The 18,045-nt window shown below is 56.7% G+C and carries 16 protein-coding genes and 2 pseudogenes; 12 read left to right on the top strand and 6 right to left on the bottom strand.

The features are described 5' to 3' along the window. Nucleotides 1-4 precede the first annotated feature (4 nt). Nucleotides 5-919, bottom strand: coding sequence for a muramoyltetrapeptide carboxypeptidase (ldcA, locus tag FHC51_RS18560; RefSeq protein WP_220436313.1), 915 nt, complete (start codon nt 917-919; stop codon nt 5-7). A gap of 113 nt (nt 920-1,032) precedes the next feature. Here ldcA and emtA point away from each other — a divergent pair, with 113 nt between their 5' ends. Further along, on the top strand, nt 1,033-1,644 hold the full coding sequence (gene emtA, locus FHC51_RS18555; RefSeq protein WP_220436312.1) for a membrane-bound lytic murein transglycosylase EmtA: 612 nt from the start codon (nt 1,033-1,035) through the stop codon (nt 1,642-1,644). 36 nt (nt 1,645-1,680) lie between these two features. Here emtA and FHC51_RS18550 read toward each other — a convergent pair whose 3' ends face one another. After that, on the bottom strand, nt 1,681-2,412 hold the full coding sequence (locus FHC51_RS18550) for a flagellar brake protein (RefSeq protein ID WP_220436311.1): 732 nt from the start codon (nt 2,410-2,412) through the stop codon (nt 1,681-1,683). A 205-nt stretch (nt 2,413-2,617) separates the two neighbouring features. Here FHC51_RS18550 and FHC51_RS18545 point away from each other — a divergent pair, with 205 nt between their 5' ends. Further along, nucleotides 2,618-2,872, top strand: a complete 255-nt coding sequence (locus tag FHC51_RS18545; RefSeq protein ID WP_103179996.1) for a GlsB/YeaQ/YmgE family stress response membrane protein — start codon at nt 2,618-2,620, stop codon at nt 2,870-2,872. A gap of 439 nt (nt 2,873-3,311) precedes the next feature. Here the strand turns inward: FHC51_RS18545 and FHC51_RS18540 are convergent. Continuing rightward, a pseudogene (locus tag FHC51_RS18540) lies at nt 3,312-4,955 on the bottom strand (alpha,alpha-trehalase); the annotation flags it as partial. Nucleotides 4,956-5,287: 332 nt separating this feature from the next. Here FHC51_RS18540 and FHC51_RS18535 point away from each other — a divergent pair. From FHC51_RS18535 to FHC51_RS18515, 5 genes are all read left to right on the top strand, one after another. Further along, a complete protein-coding gene (locus FHC51_RS18535; RefSeq protein ID WP_220436310.1) occupies nt 5,288-6,646 on the top strand; it encodes a glycoside-pentoside-hexuronide (GPH):cation symporter in 1,359 nt (452 codons plus the stop codon). A 41-nt stretch (nt 6,647-6,687) separates the two neighbouring features. Then, on the top strand, nt 6,688-8,031 hold the full coding sequence (locus tag FHC51_RS18530) for a carbohydrate porin (protein ID WP_220436309.1): 1,344 nt from the start codon (nt 6,688-6,690) through the stop codon (nt 8,029-8,031). Nucleotides 8,032-8,120: 89 nt separating this feature from the next. Continuing rightward, a complete protein-coding gene (locus FHC51_RS18525) occupies nt 8,121-8,918 on the top strand; it encodes an OBAP family protein (RefSeq protein ID WP_220436308.1) in 798 nt (265 codons plus the stop codon). Nucleotides 8,919-8,930: 12 nt separating this feature from the next. Continuing rightward, nucleotides 8,931-9,767, top strand: a complete 837-nt coding sequence (locus FHC51_RS18520) for an MBL fold metallo-hydrolase (protein WP_114386461.1) — start codon at nt 8,931-8,933, stop codon at nt 9,765-9,767. A 128-nt stretch (nt 9,768-9,895) separates the two neighbouring features. After that, complete coding sequence (locus FHC51_RS18515) at nt 9,896-10,645, top strand: phage antirepressor KilAC domain-containing protein (RefSeq protein WP_103822326.1); 750 nt, start codon at nt 9,896-9,898, stop codon at nt 10,643-10,645. A gap of 22 nt (nt 10,646-10,667) precedes the next feature. Here the strand turns inward: FHC51_RS18515 and FHC51_RS18510 are convergent. The 3 genes and pseudogenes from FHC51_RS18510 to hpaX all read right to left on the bottom strand — a co-directional run. Further along, a pseudogene (locus tag FHC51_RS18510) lies at nt 10,668-10,913 on the bottom strand (helix-turn-helix domain-containing protein); the annotation flags it as partial. Between the two features lie 159 nt (nt 10,914-11,072). Continuing rightward, nucleotides 11,073-11,879, bottom strand: coding sequence for a Zygote formation protein zyg1 (locus FHC51_RS18505; protein WP_220436307.1), 807 nt, complete (start codon nt 11,877-11,879; stop codon nt 11,073-11,075). A 328-nt stretch (nt 11,880-12,207) separates the two neighbouring features. Then, a complete protein-coding gene (hpaX, locus tag FHC51_RS18500) occupies nt 12,208-13,593 on the bottom strand; it encodes a 4-hydroxyphenylacetate permease (RefSeq protein WP_220436306.1) in 1,386 nt (461 codons plus the stop codon). 372 nt (nt 13,594-13,965) lie between these two features. On the opposite strand from hpaX, the gene FHC51_RS18495 reads away from it, so the two are divergent. From FHC51_RS18495 to FHC51_RS18475, 5 genes are all read left to right on the top strand, one after another. Further along, a complete protein-coding gene (locus tag FHC51_RS18495; protein ID WP_103822323.1) occupies nt 13,966-14,430 on the top strand; it encodes a MarR family winged helix-turn-helix transcriptional regulator in 465 nt (154 codons plus the stop codon). Between the two features lie 335 nt (nt 14,431-14,765). Continuing rightward, complete coding sequence (locus tag FHC51_RS18490) at nt 14,766-15,890, top strand: amidase (RefSeq protein ID WP_220436305.1); 1,125 nt, start codon at nt 14,766-14,768, stop codon at nt 15,888-15,890. A gap of 102 nt (nt 15,891-15,992) precedes the next feature. Then, a complete protein-coding gene (locus FHC51_RS18485; RefSeq protein ID WP_103822321.1) occupies nt 15,993-17,120 on the top strand; it encodes an acyl-CoA dehydrogenase family protein in 1,128 nt (375 codons plus the stop codon). 21 nt (nt 17,121-17,141) lie between these two features. After that, nucleotides 17,142-17,498, top strand: coding sequence for an IacB protein (locus FHC51_RS18480; RefSeq protein WP_220436304.1), 357 nt, complete (start codon nt 17,142-17,144; stop codon nt 17,496-17,498). A gap of 11 nt (nt 17,499-17,509) precedes the next feature. Continuing rightward, on the top strand, nt 17,510-18,022 hold the full coding sequence (locus FHC51_RS18475) for a nuclear transport factor 2 family protein (RefSeq protein ID WP_220436303.1): 513 nt from the start codon (nt 17,510-17,512) through the stop codon (nt 18,020-18,022). Nucleotides 18,023-18,045 lie beyond the last annotated feature (23 nt).

Raw genomic sequence — 18,045 nt, 5'->3', positions numbered from 1 at the left:
TTTTTTACGCCCGAAGCACCGGATGCCCGCTCAGGGTTAAACGACTGCTGCCCGGCGCATGAACCAGCGTCGCCTGCGCACCGAGCGGCAGGGTAACGGTTCGTTGCTCATGGCCGAAGTCGAGCCCGCTGATAACCGGCACCGATACCCGGGACCGCAGGTAATCGACCATGGTCGCCAGATCGTATCCGGCATCGTAATCGTTAGGGGTCGCGCCGCTGAAGCTGCCGAGCACAATCGCCTGCTGACGGTCGAGAATACCCGCGTGATGCAGCTGGAGGAGCATACGTTCGACGCGGAACGGATGCTCATTGATATCCTCCAGCACCAGGATGCCGTTCTCAATGGCGGGCAGCCAGCGGGTGCCGATAAGTGACACCACCATCGCCAGATTGCCACCCCACAGCTGGCCTTCGCACGCACACGACGGGCCATCGCCCTGCCACTCAACGGAGTAGGTACTGTTGCCGAGCGCCCGCCAGAAATGGTCTACCGTAAAGGCGTTCAGCTCCGGGGCGCCAAAATTGCCCGCCAGCATCGGGCCGCTAAAGGTGATGACGTTGTGCAGCGCCAGCAGGCCGAGCTGGATCACGGTGAAATCACTGTGGCCGCAAATCAGCAACGGATCCTGCTGCTGGCGTTTCGCCAGTCCCTGCCAGTCAATCTGTTCCAGCAGGCGGCTGGCGCCATACCCGCCGCGCACCGGCAGCACTATCTGGTCGGCGCCCGGCAGGTGGACAAGGGCATTGATATCATTCAGGCGTTCTGCCTCGGTGCCGGCAAAACGCTGCTGGCGGCGGGGTATAATCGTCTGATTTTTTACCTGATAGCCGTCGTCCAGTAACCGCGCCACGCCCCGCTGCGCCGCTTCCTGATTAATGCAGTACCCTGATGGTGCAATGAGATGAAACTGAGACATGGCATTTCCTTGCTGACTTATAAACTTAAATGTATATATCATGCCGCCTGAGCGCGTCCTTCATCAAGCGGAGGATAGAGTAACAGCGATGAATGACCATAAGGACAGATGACGTGAAATTGAGATGGTTTGCTTTTTTGATTGTGTTACTTGCAGGCTGTAGTTCAAAGCAGGATTACCAGAAACCGGAATGGAACCCGGAAGTCCCGGTCAAACGGGCGATGCAGTGGATGCCGATCAGTGAAAAAGCCGGTGAGGCCTGGGGAGTCAGCCCGCGGCTCATCACCGCCATCATTGCGGTGGAGTCGGGCGGGAACCCGAACCTGGTGAGTAAATCGAACGCGGTGGGTCTGATGCAGCTGAAAGCCTCCACCGCCGGGCGTGAGGTCTACCGGCACATGGGCTGGAGCGGGCAACCCTCTACCAGCGAGCTGAAGAATCCGGAACGCAACATCTCGATGGGTACCGCCTACCTGAGCATTCTGGAGCACGGGATCCTGAACGGCATTGAGGATCCGGAGGTGATGCAGTATGCGCTGGTGGTTTCATACGTGAACGGCGCGGGCGCGCTGTTGCGCACCTTCTCGTCGGATCGCAAAAAAGCGATCGCCGAAATCAATGACATGGATAAAGACGAATTCTTTGATCATGTCGTCAATAACCATCCCGCCCCGCAGGCTCCGCGCTATATCTGGAAAGTACAGAAAGCGATGGACGTCATGTAATCTGTTGCCGGGCAGCCACGTGCTGCCCGGTGGCGATTAACGCACTTTGTTGGCACGTTCCCGCGCTTCACGCTCCAGCGAGTAGATAATTTTCTGCAGTTCACGCTCAGGACCCGGCCCGACGTTGAGAAAACGGAAGCTCAGACGCGGCGTGGTGATGGTTTCGTTTTTGCTGTCCACCACTTTACGTTCGCTCACGGTTATCAGCTGCGCATCAAAAAAGAAGCGACCCCAGCCGCCCATATCCAGCTCGATCTGCGAAAAACGCATCCCCTCCACCAGGCCTTCGGGTTGGGCGGTATCCATCAGCGCGCCCATGCCGCCCAGCGACAGATCGTGCAGACGGAAACGAATGACGCTCTTATCAGGCATTCTGGCTTTGCAGAAGTAGGCCGGATGCAGCGGGGCATTGATGCGGAAATATTCCCGGCGCTGAATGCACCATACGGAGGCTGGCAGCGGCGAGATAAAAGCAGGCAGCGCTTGGTAGTCACCCTGTTCCACCTTCGGCAGGTCGAACTCGACTTTGGCTCCCTGGGTATCGGCGGCCACGGTGATATTCTCCGCGCGTAACACCGAGCGGTTTTCAAACTCCTGACTGCCCAAATCCATGATCAGTCGTTCCGGGGTAGCATCCAGGATTTTGCTGATGAACTGGTTGTTCCCCCAGCTGATACGGACGGGAACGTCATTTTTTTGCAGATCGCGTAAAACACCCAATACAGCCAGCGGATTAGTTTTCAGGAACTGCTCACTGTAATTACTCACGCCCCAGGGCTCCTCGATAGATGACAGTCTGTGGATGCGTTATCGGCAGCGGGCCGCGGAACTTAATACAAACCGGCAATTTTTTTTCGCCTGAATCGCAATTAAGTCGGTGTAGTAAAACTGATTTCCGGCGATTGCCTATACTTACTATTACCTGCGCGGGCGGGTGTCCTGCGCAAGCTTAACTCTGCAAGAGGGCAACACTATGGGTATCATCGCCTGGATTGTATTTGGTCTGATTGCTGGCGTTATCGCAAAGTTCATCATGCCGGGACGTGATGGCGGCGGCTTTATTGTGACCTGTATCCTTGGGATCATCGGTGCGGTTGTCGGCGGCTGGCTGGCAACCATGTTTGGCATCGGCGGCAGTGTATCTGGATTCAACCTGCAAAGTTTTCTGGTGGCTGTGGTGGGTGCCATTCTGGTACTTCTTATCTACAGGATGGTACGACGCGCCTGAAACCGATAAAACGGCTCTTGTTAAGAGCCGTTTTTTTATGGGCAGAGCCCGGACAGTATGCCGGGTGGCGGATTCGCCTTACCCGGCCTGGAGGTTACTGCTGGCCGACACTTTTCTGCGTTTCTGTCGGATCATCGTTAGCCGCTGGCTGGTCGGTGGTTGCCGGTGGCGTAGTGGTGGTCGACGAGTTATTTGAGGCCGGAGGCGTGGTGGTTGTCGACGTGCCATTGGAGGCCGGTGGCGTGGTGGTGGTCGACGAGTTATTTGAGGCCGGTGGCGTCGTGGTTGTCGACGTATCATTAGAAGCCGGTGGCGTTGTGGTCGTTGACGGGTTAGTTGTCGACGGGGTACTTGTCGCCGCTGGCTGGTCGCTGGTGGTGGATGTGCCATTCGCCGCAGGTTGTGCGCCGGTAGTCGATGGGGTGGTGGTTACCGAACCCTCATTGGCCGCGGGTCGCGTGGCGGGTACTTTGTCGCATGGTTTCGCCTGCGGACAGACCAGATCCAACATTTTCAGCGTCACGCCGTTGGTCCAGCCGAAGCCGTCCTGCAGCGGGTATTCACCGCCGCCGCCGCCAGTGCCGGTGGTGGAGACATCATATTTCTCCACCAGCTTCTGCTCGCGATCGTAGGTGTGCTGTACGTTAGTGAGGAAGCGCCACGTCACGTCCATCGCCACTTTATCCTGCCCGTAGTTCTGCAATCCTTCGGTGGCGACCCACTGCAACGGCGCCCAGCCGTTAGGAGCATCCCACTGTTGGCCGCTGTTAACGGTGGTGGTCGAAATGCCCCCCGCTTTCAGCAACTGGGCTTCGGCAGCAGAGGCGGTTTTGTCCGCGCGTTCCTGCGAGGCGGCCTTGACGTAGAGCGGGAACAGCGCCGCGGCGGTCAGTTGATTACGTACCTGTTTGGTTTTCAGATCGTAATCGGCGTACCAGCCCTCTTTGTCGTTCCACAGATAGCGCTCCATCGCTTTCTGACGATCGGAGGCCAGGCCCTCGTAACGGCTGGCTGCGGCGCTGTCACCGCCGTCCTGGCTGGCCTTCGCCAGCAGTTTCTCCATCTTGAACATCAGGGCGTTCAGATCCACCGGCACGATACTGGTGGTGCGGATCGTTCCCAGCTGCTGCGGATCGTCCATCCAGCGTGAGCTAAAGTCCCAGCCGGAGGCGGCGGCGGAGCGCAGATCCCGGTAGATCTCGGTTGCCGGACGGCTGGGGTATTTTTTCGCAGTGTTGATGTCATCCAGCCATGATTCCGGGCGCGGCGTATCGCGATCGTCCCAGTAGCGGTTAAGCACAGCGCCATCGTCGAGCTTCACCACCCGCTGGCTGGCCTGGCCCGGCTGAAGGGCATCTACCCCCTCCATCCAGTAGGCGTACTCTTTTTCCATCTGCGGACGGTATTTTTTCAGCGCCTCTTTATCGTGCGTCGCCAGCAGTTCCACCATCAGGGCAAAGAACGGCGGTTGGGAGCGGCTCAGGTAGTAGCTGCGGTTACCGTTGGGGATATGGCCCCAGCTGTCCAGTTCGTAGGCGAAGTTGTCCACCATACTGGAGACTTTGTCCCAATGGCCGCTCTCGGCCAGCCCAAGCATGGTGAAGTAGCTGTCCCAGTAGTAGATCTCGCGAAAACGTCCGCCCGGCACGACGTAAGGCTTCGGCAGCGGCAGCAGGGAATCCCACTTTCCGGCGCTGGAGGTAGTGCGCGTCAGCACCGGCCACAGACCGTCAATGTGCGCCCGCAGGCTCTGCCCGGCAGGTGGCACATATTTTTCTTTCTCGGTCGGCAGGGTGAAGTTCACCTCCACAAAGTGGCGCAGATCAAAGCCGGACTGTTTGCGCTGCATGTGGTAGTCGGCAAGGATCGTCTGGGGATCGTTTTTCGGTACCGCATCGGCGAAGGTCTTTTGATCCGGGAAGAGTTTGGCGGTTTGCACATCGTTAAACAGCGGGCCAAACAGAATGTCTGGTGGTTGTTTCCGGGCGCCGGACGGTTCTTCCGCATAGCTAAAGGCAGTTATCCCAAGCAGGATGCCGCCAATCGCCAGCCGCAATGCTGTTTGCTGCTGAGGTCTCATCATGGTTGTTCTCCTGGGTTCTTTGGGCAGCGCGACCGCTGCCATCAATCACCTGAAAACCTTAGACGAATATTTGTCACTTCGCGTGTCGGAGGTAACACTTTGCACAAAACCAGACTATTTACCGTTGCGTATTCAGGAGGCGGAATCCACGCGAAAAATATATAAGCGGTGCGATCTATTTATCGCGTAAATAACCATTAAACACGCGGATCACATAAAGCGAAAATCATAACTTCTTAGCGAGAAAACATAATAGATTGCTTTGGAAGGGATATGGAAATTATGTCGGCAGCAACAACAAACTGACTGAAAAATACAGGGAGAGACCTGAAATGTCGGCAACGGAAAAATTAACGGTAAAAGAGAAAATAGGCTACAGCCTCGGCGATGCGGCCAGCCATATCGTCTTTGACTCCTCCGTGGCGATCCTCGCCTATTTCTATACAGATATCTACGGGCTGCCGCCCGCAGTGATGGGGACAATGTTTTTACTGGTCAGGCTGCTGGATGCCATCACCGACCCGATAATGGGAGCGATTGCAGATGCTACCTCCTCACGCTGGGGACGCTTTCGTCCGTGGCTGCTGGCGATCTGCGGCCCGTTCGCGGTCAGCTGCGTACTGGTCTATACCATCCCGTCCTTTTCTGACAGCGGTAAAGTGGTCTATGCCGTGGCGGCCTATATCTTTATGACCCTGATGTATACCGCCATCAATATTCCTTACTGTTCGCTGGGCGCGGCACTTACTTCCGATCCGCGGGAAAACCTCTCTTTGCAATCCTGGCGTTTTGCCATCACCCCCTTGGGCGGCGCCCTGGGCACCGCCTGCATTCTGCCGCTGGCGGATTATCTCTATCCTCAGGATCGCGCGAGCGGCATTCAGATGGCGATGGCCATTTTCGGGGTGATTGGCTGCCTGATGTTTATCATCTGTTTCGCCACCACCAAAGAGCGCGTCCAGCCCATCAAAGAAGAAAACCTGAATGTCGTCCGTGACGTCAAAATTCTGTTTCGCAATGAGCAGTGGCGCATTCTGTCCATTTACAACTTCATGATGCTGGTGGCGGTGGTGATCCGCGGCGGCGCGGTGGTCTATTACGTCAATACCGTGCTGCGTCAGGGCTCCACTATTATCTCGCTATTTATGCTGGGCGGGATGATCGCCTCAATGCTGGGCTCGGCGCTGGCGCAGCCGCTGGGTTCCCGGTTCTGCAAAATCAAACTCTCATTCTGGATAAACCTGCTCAACGCCGGGCTGGGCCTCGTCTGCTTCTGGTTGCCGGTGCAATACTGGCTGATTCCGCTGGTGGCCCACTTTCTTATCCAGACGGTGCAGGGCGGAAACGGCGCGCTGCAGTGGTCCATGATCACCGACGCCAATAATTACGGCGAGTGGAAAACCCAGCGGCGAATTACCGGCATGAATGTCGCGGCCAATATTTTTGTCATTAAATTAGGCGTGGCTGTCGGCGGCGCTATTCTGGGCTGGGTTCTGGCCGGGTTTGAATATCAAGCCAGCGCAGCGGTGCAATCCCCTCAGGCGGTGCAGGGGGTTGTCTGGTTATTTACCCTTATCCCCTCGCTCTTTTATCTGTTGACCGCGCTGGCAATTAAATTCTACCGCCTCGATGAACAGGTAATGAATACCGTGGTGACAGATTTAAATAACGGAAAATTTGCAAAACCCTAATGTAACAGTGGAATCAACAATAAACTCACAGGATGGAATCTATGCGTATTCATTATATTGCGCTGCTGGTCGGCGCCTGTATTCCGGCGACCACGCTGGCGGCCACCCAAACGGACAGCATGGAGGAGAAAATTGCCCGGCTGGAAGCCAGTCTGGCAAAAGCCGAAGCCCAGATTGCGCGCTTAGAGCAGGCGCAACAGGCTCCGGCGGTAAATGTGGTCTCAGCTGAACCCCAGACGTCGCCAGCGCCGAAGTTAACCCTGTCAGGCTATGGCGATCTGCGCTTCTATGGCGATGTGGAGTTTAATATGGACGCCGCCAGCCGCAGCGGCAGCCTGACATCCATGCGCACCAGCGCCAATAAGGACTGGGCCCCGTCAAACAACGAGCGCTGGGATATCAATGGCCGTCTCCTGCTGGGGTTTGACGGCTATCGGCGAATGGACAACGGCCAGTTTGCCGGTTTCTCGGTGCAGCCGCTGGCGGATCTTACCGGCAAGATGAATCTGGATGACGCGGTCTTCTTCTTCGGCCAGGAGAACGACTGGAAAATCAAAGTCGGGCGCTTCGAAGCCTACGACATGTTTCCTCTTAACCAGGACACCTTTATTGAGTACTCCGGCAACACGGCGAACGATCTCTGCAGTGACGGTTATGGCTACATCTACATGATGAAAGAGGGGCGCGGGCGCAGCGACAGCGGCGGTAACTTCCTGCTGAGTAAAAACCTCGGTAATTGGTATTTTGAGGTCAACACCCTGCTGGAAAACGGCAGCTCGCTCTTTGTCGATAAGCAGTACCATGGCATGGATCTGGATAACGATAAAAACGTGGCCTATGTGCGCCCGGTTATCGCCTGGTCAGAGGGGCGCTTCACCACGGCGCTGGCCATGGAGAGCAACCTGGTGAACAACGCTTACGGTTATCGGGATGCAGAAGGCCACTGGATCGATCAGTCCGATCGCACCGGCTATGGCCTGACGATGAACTGGAACGGGCAAAAAACCGACCCGGATAACGGCGTAGTAATCAACCTCAACACCGCCTACATGGACGCCAGCGACGAAACTGATTTCACCGCCGGGGTGAATGGTCTGTGGAAGAACATTGAGCTGGGCTATATCTACGCCCATAACGAGATCGACAGATTTAACGCTGCCGGGCTGAATGACGACTGCGACGGCGACTGCTGGATCACCCATCCGGGCGATTACGACATCCACACGCTTCACGCGTCGTATCTTATCTCTAACGTAATGAAAATGAAAAACTTCAACGTTTATCTCGGGGCCTATGCGTCGTGGATAGATGCCCAGCCGAAAGAGGGTAACGGCGACACCGACGCCCGCTACGGTGGCCGCCTCCGCTTTAAATACTACTTCTGATCGAATGCCAGCCAGACCTCCGGCACGGTCTGGCTGGCTTGCCACATCTGCACTACCTTCATAACGGGTTATAATGAAAGGGAGTGCCAATGAAATCATTACCTCAGATCCTGCCAGCCATTGTGCTGCTTGTCGGCTGCGGGGCGAATAACACCCCGCCTCAGGCACCTGTTCCCGGTAAAAGTACCTCCGCCACCCTGAGCACCCTGCAGACGGGCGCCCAGGTGATCCAGTCCCGTCCGCCGGTAGAGGCCATCAGCGCCTATCTTGACGGTTTTCATTTTTACAGTGGAGATAAAAACGGGCAGATGGAGGCGCATCACTACGTGACGGTACTCAATGAAGAGGTCATGCAGGCGGTCATTTATGACGGCAATACAAAGGATGCCCGGCTGATGGGGGTGGAGTACATCATCAGCGAACGCCTGTTTAACAGCCTGCCGCCGGAGGAGAAAAAGCTCTGGCACAGCCACCAGTATGAAGTGAAATCGGGCAGCCTGGTGGCGCCCGGCTTGCCTGCGGTCGCTGACAAGGCGCTGATGAATAAAGTCGTCAACACCTACGGCAAAACCTGGCATACCTGGCACACGGACAGGGACAAGACCCTGCCGCTCGGCATACCTGCGCTGATGATGGGCTTTACCGGCGAGGGACAGCTCGATCCCCGGCTGCTGGCGGATCGCGATCGTCGCCTGGGGATCGATACGCAGCAGATCAAAGCCCAGCGTGCCGACATCGTGGCCCATCCGGTAGCGGAAGGGGCAAATGCCTGGCAGCGCGGCGAAATCATTCAGCTTAAACGTGTGCAGGGCAGCGGTGAACACGGGCATGGGGACACCACCCATTTCGGCACGTCCGAGCAGAGTCAGCAGAAACACACACCCTGATGAGGAGACGGTATGAAGATTCATCATCTTAACTGTGGTTGTATGTGCCCGCTGGGCGGCGCGTTGTTCGACGGTTTCAGCAAGGGGCTACATGCGCACCTGGTCTGCCATTGCCTGCTTATCGAAACCGACCGCGACGGGCTGGTGCTGGTGGATACCGGTTTTGGGCAAGGGGATGTACGTGAACCTTCCAGGCTGTCGGGCTTTTTCCGGGCGCTGAACAATATCCAACGTCGGGAGTCGCTTACGGCGCGCGCTCGCGTCGAGGCGCTGGGCTTTAGCGCGGCGGATGTCCGCCATATTGTGCTTACGCACCTGGATTTCGACCACGCGGGTGGGTTGAGCGATTTCCCTCACGCGCGCATCCATCTGATGCAGCAGGAGATCGACACGGCGCAACGGCGGCACAGCTGGCTGCAACGGGAGCGCTATCGTCCCGGGCAGTGGAGCGGCACTTCTGGCTGGCAGGGCTATCAGGTGCAGGGCGAGCGCTGGTTTGGCTTCGACGCGGTGACGGCGCTGAACGGATTGCCGCCGGAAATTTTGCTGGTGCCGCTGGCCGGGCACACGCCCGGGCATGCGGGGATCGCCATCAGCCAGCCGTCGGGGTGGTTGCTGCACGGTGGCGACGCCTGGTTCTATCGGGATGAGATGCGCCAGCCGCAGCGTCATTGCACACCGGGGCTGCGGTTTTACCAGTGGATGATGGCGATGGACAACGGTACCCGGCGGCACAACCAACAGCGGCTACGGGAGCTCTCCTGCGCGCACTCACACGACATCACTTTTTTCTGTAGCCATGACGCACGGGAACTGGAGAGCCTGGCGACAGAGTCAAAACAGCTCTAATTACCGCAACTTAGGCGTGGCCTGCTTTGGGAGAAGATCGTTTAAAAATTATACTGGATATTTGAACAGGTATTTGTATACTATTAGAGCAAATTACCCGAGTAATGTATGAGTGAGGGGTGAAACCTATGGTAATTCCTGTTGAAACTTTCCAGTCCAGTGGCCAGCTTGCCACCATCAGCAGCCGCGAAATCGCGAAGCTGACCGGTATTGCTCATACCGAGGTGAAGCGCATGGTAAAAAGCCTGGAAACGGCGCAGCGTCTTTCGCAGCCGGTAACGGCCAGCCTGTATGAGCGCGAAGGTGAAATGCGGCAGGAGTTTTTGCTGAACAAACGGGACTCCCTGCTGACGGTTTCACGTATTTCCCCGGGCTTTACTGCCGCTATGCTCGATCGCTGGCAGGAGCAGGAGAGAAACGTCAATATCCCGGACTTCACCAACCCGGCGGCGGCGGCACGCGCCTGGGCCGAGCAGTATGAAAAACGCCAGCGTGCTGAGGAGCAGCTAGCCCTCTGGGCACCAAAGGCGGCGTTCTTTGATCAGTTTGTTCAGGTCAAGGAGTCGCTGGGCTTCCGTCAGCTCTGTAAGATCCTCAAAGCGAAAGAGCCCCAGTTCCGGGAGTTCCTGCTTGAGCGGAATATCATGCAGCGCGTCGGCGGGAACCTGGTTCCGCCGCAGCACCACATCGATGCGGGCTATTTTACCCTGCACAGCGGGGTGGGCGAAAACGAGCGCACCTGGTCTCAGGCACGCTTTACTGCCCGCGGCGTGAAATGGGTGGCTGACCTGTGGGCTAAGCACCTGTCAACGCTGGCAATTGAAATGCCTCGCACGGAGCGCACCGAAGGCGCACCTGTTCAGCAGAGCTGGCTTTAATCTCTCCTGTAAAGCGAACCGGTCAGATCTCCTCTGGGGTCTGACTGGCTTCACGCAATGCCCCCGGCGACTGGCCGACAACACGCTTAAACGCCTGGCTGCATGCTGCCAGCGAACTGTAGCCGAGACGCAACGCCACGGTTTCAATCGCCTGTTTTTCCTGCCCGATATACAGGATCGCCAGCCGCATCCGCAGTTCGCTCAGAGAGTTTGCCGGCGTGCTGGCTCTGCTGTGGGGTTTTGCCTTTAGTCTGGTGCCGGTGGCCGCGGAGGCATAGCCGAAGAACAAAATGGCTAACCGCAGAGGGTATCTGGGTTAGCCAGATTAATGTTAATGGACACCTGTTTTAAGACAGCCGTGCCGCTTCAGCACTCTCGTATAATAATGGACAAAATGAGGCTGGCTTAATTCAGCAGGGGAACGGGATTAATTTTTAGCTGTAATTATCTCTTTCAGATGCTCAATCAGATTCATATACTCTTCAGGTTGATCTGTAAAGAGATTCGCATATTCAGATATCGTATCGGGTGAAGCAAACAGGAAGGTATGCGCGCTCTGTAATTGCTCAAACGTAGAGGTGGCCGACATGTGGCAAGGTGCCTGAATGATGGCGCGTTGAGATTTTTGGGATGCGTAAAACAGACGAATCGTTATGCTCGGTACCCCGAAGAGCTCTTCACAGATGAAAAGTATGTGGCCCACTTTGGCCTCTTCATCGCGTTCAGTTGCCTGTAATTCGCCATTTATCGTACTCAACACCCCTTGGGCGATCGCCATTGCGTTGTCAGTACTCAGGCCTGGGATGATCTGTTGGATGATTTGGGTATTAACGGCGACGCCGCTCTTTTTAATCGTCAGCATGCTGCTGGCTTTCTGCACTTCAACAAAAAAACCAGACTTGTCCACCAGTGACAACCAGGCCTCATAGTCAAAAAGTGATTTACCCGATTGATTCATCGCGCTGGTCATCGCTGCGAACAACACCGCCACGCTAGCAAATAGTTTTTTGGTTCGTATGGTTAATTCAGGTGACGTCGAGACATAGAACATGTTTCCAGTTTGATTCATCCGGAACAGCGCATCTTTTTCAGTATCATCGGCCTTGTCTAATATCCTCAGGCCCTGATGTTTTTCTTCCAGCTCAGGCGAGATAAATTTATATTGTTCTAAGGACTTTCTCCCCGCATCAACCATTGTATTCAGAACCGATTCCTTAATCAGTTCAGCGTTCATAACCTAACCCTCTTAATAAAATGTACAAAAAATAACAATACGCGCTAATAATTTTCACTTTTTTAGTGAATTATATTTTTTAAGCAAATTCTTATGCCGCTAAATATGCACTTAATCAAAGAAAGAAAACGTGATGAATATCATTATTCTGGCGTTTATATAATTAAAAGTGATCAATTATCTGTTTTTAATAGCTTTTATCAATAGTAAAGTGGCAATGTATCACTCAGAATGATCTTTTGCAGGCCGGGATTATGCGAGACGGGGGGAGGATATCGACAAAAAAGCCCGACACAGGGCTGCTGCGCCGGGCTGGTAAGGGGCAGAACTATCGCTGTGGTTCAGCCTGTTTCATCGGAATCAGTGCAATCACCACCGCACCCAGCACCAGGAAACCGGCCACCATAAAGATCCCGGCGTTGAAATTACCGGTGACATCCTTCATCCAGCCCATCAGCAGCGGCCCCAGCGCGGCGCCGGTCATCCCGGTGGCGTTGATCACCGCAATACCCAACGCACGGGCACGCAGGGAGATGGAACGATCCGGCGTAGTCCAGAAGATCACCATGGCGGCAAAGGCACCGGCCGAGGCCATCACGATACCGGTGAACTGCAGCACCGGATCGGTGCTGGTGGCGGTGAGGATCCAGCCTGCGGCGGCAAACAGGTACGGCAGCAGAGTGTGGACTTTACGCTCGTTGCGCTTGTCGGAACGTTTACTCCACCAGACCATTGCCACAATGGTACAGACCTGCGGAATGGCGCTCAGGATACCGATGGTTACGTTACTGCTCTCCTCGCTGATGCTGCGCAGAATCAGCGGCGTCCAGACGCTCAGGGCGCTCAGGGTATTGGTCAGGCAGAAATAGGCGAGGGTGTAGAGCATGATGGTGGGCGTGAACAGCTCGCGCATCAGGCTACGCTGCTGTGGCGCCAGCGCGGCCTGCTCCCGCAGCTGCTTACTCTGGGCGTTTATGCGATCCGCTTCCAGCATCTCCTTCAGGCAAGCCTTGTCATCCTGGGTCAACCAGCGCGCTTTATCCGGGCTGTCATCCAGCCAGAACCAGACCACAAAGCCCAGAATGACCGACGGGAAGCCTTCCAGCAGGAACAGCCACTGCCAGCCCTTCAGGTTCATCACCCCATCGAGGTTGAGAATATACCCGGAGGCCAGCGAACCCAGCGCCATGGTCACCGGCATGGCAATCATAAACAGCGCATTGGCGCGAGCGCGGTAGTGCGCCGGGAACCAGAACGTTAAATACAATAACAGCCCCGGCAGGAAGCCCGCTTCGGCAATTCCCACCAGCATACGCAGCACGTACAGGCTGTTAGGGCCGGTGGCGAACATCGTAGCGGTGGAGGCGATCCCCCACACCACCATCAGAATCGCGATCCAACGACGGGCGCCCACGATGCTCAGCATCACGTTGCTGGGGATCCCGCAGATGACATACATCACGTAAAACAGCGTGGTCGCCAGTCCGAACATGGTGCTGGTGAGGCCCAGATCTTTGCCCATCGTCAGACCGGCAAAGCCGATGTTGATGCGATCCAGATACGAAAAGACGAACAGAATGAACAAAAAAGTGATCAGTCGCCGGAATAGTTTCTTGATCACCCGCTGTTGACGCGGATCGAGCGTGTCGTCAGTAGACGCAGGCGGAGCCAGCACGCTAGCACGTGTTTGCTCCATCGATGGGCTGTCGTTCATGAAATGCTCCACATAACGGTTAGAGGTAATGTAATGCCCGTTTTAGTCGGGGGTGTTTTTATAATTAATTGATAAGCAGGTAAATTTTAAAAAAAAAGCCGATAGCCAGCGGGCAAGAGGATTACCCGGTGCACGCGATGCAAACACGTGCGCTAACGTATAGGAAACCGCAGGCATGGACGTCAATGTTCTGTTTAAAAAATGATACGTAATTGTTAATCTCGTAGCGTTTTCGAATCATAATGCGATGTCGATCGGCTTTTGCGGCGCAGCGAATTGTTAACAGCAGGGGGCAGGGTGCGATCGGGCTATAGCGGGGGATAAATAGCGGGTATAATTGCGGTCAATGCATTACTTCTGGAACGTCATTTCATGAGTCATACGAACACATCGTCAGACAGCGGCCCCACTTTTCACCGCGAAGAGTTCCCGTTCTACTGGATAGTTAACGTCTACGCGCGTTATACGCAAGTGATGGAAATCACACTGAAAAAGGTGCAGCTTGATGTGTCCCGCTTTCGGGTGCTGATGATTACCGAGCAGTACGGTAAGGCCAGCATTTCGCAGATCGCCGAATACGCCATGGCCAAAATGCCCACCGTTACCAAAATCGTTGGTCGCCTGCGGGATGATGGCCTGGTGACCACCGCCAGCAGCGTGCAGGATGCCAGGGTGACCGAAGTGATGCTCACCGATGCCGGACGCGAAAAAGTGGCCGAGGCACACCGTCTTACCAGCAAGGTTTTCGAGAAGGGTTTTAAGGGTATGACCGCGGCCCAGCGGGAAAAAATGAACCTCTCGCTGTCGAAAGTACTCGACAACCTCAACGAGCTTTGAATAGTTCCCGCAGAGAATTGCGGATTTGTGACAGCCTTAAAAATTCAAAATAACTCACTGTAAAATATAACATTATAAAAGAGCCGTTCTGATGACCAGAGCGGCTCTTTTTTCGTTTCTGCGCCGCGTTTATTGTTATTTATCATCATCCTAAGCCTCTCCCGATGAATTGTTAGAAAAATGTTTCAGTGTTATTTTTTCGTAAAATTAACGTGAAATATTACTTGAATATTCATCTAAATCTTCCATGATTGACCAGAACAAACGTGGGTCGAACCGCAGCGAAGAGTGCGTCACCCTAATATGATTCGTTTTTTCTGGTTAAGGTGCAAATTATGCAGCCTGTTACTGAGAGCAATGGTTTTGTCACCCGATGTACCCTCGGCGAAGGCGATCTCCGCTTCGCGGTAAAAGACACCCTCGACATCGCAGGCTTTCCCACCCGTGCAGGCTGCCCGGCGCTGGCCGCAAACCCGGCGGTGGAACAGCATGCCGACGTGGTCGCAACCCTTCTCGGGCAGAAGTGCATCCTGACCGGAAAAACCAACCTGCACGAGCTGGCGTTTGGCGTCACCGGGATCAACCCCTGGGGCGGCACGCCGGTTAACCCGCTGTTTCCTGACCTGATCCCCGGCGGCTCCTCCAGCGGCTCTGCCGCAGTGGTGGCTGCTGGTGAGGTGGATTTTGCGCTCGGCACCGATACCGGTGGATCGGTGCGTATGCCCGCTGCCTGCTGCGGCATCCTCGGCTTAAAACCCACTTACGGTGCCTTGAGCAGGGCAGGGGTGATGCCCGCGCAAAGCTCCCTGGACTGTGTGGGGATCTTCGCCCGCGAGCCGGACGTTCTGCGTGACGTGCTGACCCGTCTGGCGCTGCCGGTTGACGCGCCGCTGCACAGAATGCCCGCCATCGGCTTTATCCCGTCGGCGCTCATCAGCATCGACTCCCTGCTGTTGAACTTCCTCGCCCAGGCTGACCTGCAACCGCGTCAGGCTGAATTGCCGCTGCTGGGGGATGCCCATCGCGCCGGGTTGACCCTCATCAGCCATGAAAACTGGCAGGCTTTTAAAACGCTACTGAGTGACGACAGGGTCTCTGCCGACGTCGCCACCCGCATCCGTGCCGGAGCCGGGATCGATGCCCGTGCCCTTGAGGCCGCAGAGGCCATCCGCCGCACATTTACCGCCCAGGTGGATGACCAGCTGGCGAAAACGCCCTTGCTGGCGCTGGCAACTCTGCCGGAACTGCCGCCCACGCTGGAAGAGGCGAAGGATCCGCTGAGCGTCGTCAATCTCACCCGGCTGGTGCGCCCGTTCAACCTCAGCGGCCACCCGGCGCTGACCCTGCCTGCGGGCACGCTTGATGGCCGCCCGGTGGCGCTGCAACTCGTTGCCGCCAAAGGTCACGAAGGGCTGCTGGTGCAGGCGGCTGAATGGCTCTCTGAGCGACGACGCCGCTAACCATCCCGCTTTACCGACAGTTTCAACACTAACTCAGTGAGTACCACTCATTGCGGCAGCACGCGTCTCTCTGCGGGCCGCACACTCTTTTGGGAGGAAGCTATGTCTGCCGTTCATGTTCGTGAGGAACTCGTTCCACTGCTGAATGAAGTCGCCACCCGCAGCGCCGATTTTGAGCAACAGCGTCATATCTCAGACGACATCATCGCCCGGTTTAAGCAGGTTGGCGTCTATCGTGCGTTAGTCCCCAAAATCTACGGCGGCGAAGAGTGCTCCCCGGCACAGTTCTGTGAGTTGATCGAGCAGATTGCCACCGCTGATGGCTCCGCAGGCTGGGTCGCTAGCTTCGGCATGAGCCCCTTCTATCTTGGGGCGCTGCCGCCGGACACCTTAAAAGAACTCTACCGTGACGGCCCGGACGTGGTCTTCGCGGGCGGCATCTTCCCGCCGCAGAAAGCGGTGCTGGCGGATGGCGGTTACCGTGTCTCGGGCCGCTGGGGCTTTGCCAGCGGCAGCATGGGCGCCTCGGTCTTTGGCGTCGGTATTCTGCCGGAGAGCGGCGAAGCGCTGCCGCGCATGGCGGTGCTGCCCCGCGATAGCGTGCAGATCGATCCGGTCTGGAACACCGTCGGCCTGGCCGGAACCGGCAGCCACGATCTGGTGGTCAACGATGCCTTTGTGCCGCAGGAGTGGACCTTTGTGCGCGGCGGCGCCCTTAACCTGGAGGGGGCGCTCTATCGCTATCCGGTGCTCTCCCTTGCCACCCAGGTGCTCTCGGTGGTGGCGCTCGGCGTCGCCCGCGCCGCCCTGAATGAAATCTATGCCATTGCCCATCGCCAGCAGTCGGTGACCGGCGCGCCGCGCCTGGCCGACCGTCCGCAGGCGCAGATGCAGATAGCCCGCTGCGAAGCGGAACTGCGCTCCGCCCGGGCCTGGTTCTACGAGGCCATCGACGAGGTGTGGCAGTGCATCCTTGCCGGGGATGATCCTGCCTGCGCGCAGATCAACGCCCTGCGGCTCTCCTCCACCCACGCCACCCGCGTGGCCGCTGAAGTTACCCGCCAGGCGCTGGCGCTGAACGGCATGGGCGGCATCACTATGAAAAGTCCGCTGCAACGCTACGTCCGCGACACCCTGGTGATCACCCAGCACGCCTTTATGGGCGATCTCTCTTATCTCAACGCCGGTACGGTCTATTTCGGTGGCCAGCCTCTGCCGGGTTATTTGTAATTTTCACCAAAGGAGCAACAGATGAGCCAGACAACAACCTTACGCGTGCTGTTTTGCATCGGCGTGAACCAGAACTTTTTTGATGCCACCCCGGCAGAAGCCAAACAGGTGTGGGGCGCGTTCGGCGTGATGATGAAAGGCATCGACGAAACCCAGGGCATCCGCGTCATCGGCAACATGGACGATGACCGCCTGATGGTAGGCCCGTCCACCACCTCGCCCTGGACCACCTACGTGCTGGCCGATGCCGACAATCTCGACAGCGTGGTGGCCGCCTGCAATCTGTTCCGCACCACCCCGGTGGGCGACGGCGAGTACAAGCTGTGGAAGTACTGCAAGATCGAAGCCCGCGTCGGTCGCGAACTGATCATTCAGTGACGGAGCACACCATGAGCCCACAGGATGCGCTGCGTTTACAGCAGCTTGAGGATCAGCAGGCCGCCCGGGTCTGTATCAGCAACTACATGCGGCTGTGCGATCGCCTCGACAGCATGGAGACGGTACAGGCCATTGGCGCGCTGTTCAGCGCAGACGCCTGCTGGGAAGGGCTGGGTGAACCCTACGCCACCCGGCTGGGCAGGCATCAGGGGCGCGAGGCGATTGAAGCGATGATGGCGAGCTACGTCCGCACGCCTGCGCACTTCGCCCTGAATGGCCACTTTTTATGCTCCGAGGCGCTCTGGCACGATGCCGACGGCGAGCTGCATGGCCGCTGGCAGATGCTGCAAACCTCCACCTTTACCGCAGGAGGCGCGCACCTGAACGCGGCAGAGATCCAGATTATTTTCCGTCGCGAAGCCGGGGAGATGACCATGCACCATTTTACCACCCGCAACCTGTTCAGCAGGCCGGTAAGCCACTGGCATGCGGCGGATGCGCTACCGGTACCTGACAACAATTAGAACCTCGACGACGAGCAGGAGAC

This window comes from Leclercia sp. EC_58 (assembly GCF_019584355.1).
Lineage (GTDB): Bacteria > Pseudomonadota > Gammaproteobacteria > Enterobacterales > Enterobacteriaceae > Enterobacter.
Note: the sequence above shows the minus strand (reverse complement) of the source record. Positions and strands in the feature narration are given on the sequence as shown.

Excerpts from the sequence above, each read along its gene's own strand:
- ldcA (WP_220436313.1), bottom strand. The coding sequence starts at position 919 with ATGTCTCAGTTTCATCTCATTGCACCATCAGGGTACTGCATTAATCAG.
- FHC51_RS18545 (WP_103179996.1), top strand. The coding sequence starts at position 2,618 with ATGGGTATCATCGCCTGGATTGTATTTGGTCTGATTGCTGGCGTTATC.
- FHC51_RS18535 (WP_220436310.1), top strand. The coding sequence starts at position 5,288 with ATGTCGGCAACGGAAAAATTAACGGTAAAAGAGAAAATAGGCTACAGC.
- FHC51_RS18530 (WP_220436309.1), top strand. The coding sequence starts at position 6,688 with ATGCGTATTCATTATATTGCGCTGCTGGTCGGCGCCTGTATTCCGGCG.
- FHC51_RS18525 (WP_220436308.1), top strand. The coding sequence starts at position 8,121 with ATGAAATCATTACCTCAGATCCTGCCAGCCATTGTGCTGCTTGTCGGC.
- FHC51_RS18520 (WP_114386461.1), top strand. The coding sequence starts at position 8,931 with ATGAAGATTCATCATCTTAACTGTGGTTGTATGTGCCCGCTGGGCGGC.
- FHC51_RS18515 (WP_103822326.1), top strand. The coding sequence starts at position 9,896 with ATGGTAATTCCTGTTGAAACTTTCCAGTCCAGTGGCCAGCTTGCCACC.
- FHC51_RS18505 (WP_220436307.1), bottom strand. The coding sequence starts at position 11,879 with ATGAACGCTGAACTGATTAAGGAATCGGTTCTGAATACAATGGTTGAT.
- hpaX (WP_220436306.1), bottom strand. The coding sequence starts at position 13,593 with ATGAACGACAGCCCATCGATGGAGCAAACACGTGCTAGCGTGCTGGCT.
- FHC51_RS18495 (WP_103822323.1), top strand. The coding sequence starts at position 13,966 with ATGAGTCATACGAACACATCGTCAGACAGCGGCCCCACTTTTCACCGC.
- FHC51_RS18490 (WP_220436305.1), top strand. The coding sequence starts at position 14,766 with ATGCAGCCTGTTACTGAGAGCAATGGTTTTGTCACCCGATGTACCCTC.
- FHC51_RS18485 (WP_103822321.1), top strand. The coding sequence starts at position 15,993 with ATGTCTGCCGTTCATGTTCGTGAGGAACTCGTTCCACTGCTGAATGAA.
- FHC51_RS18480 (WP_220436304.1), top strand. The coding sequence starts at position 17,142 with ATGAGCCAGACAACAACCTTACGCGTGCTGTTTTGCATCGGCGTGAAC.
- FHC51_RS18475 (WP_220436303.1), top strand. The coding sequence starts at position 17,510 with ATGAGCCCACAGGATGCGCTGCGTTTACAGCAGCTTGAGGATCAGCAG.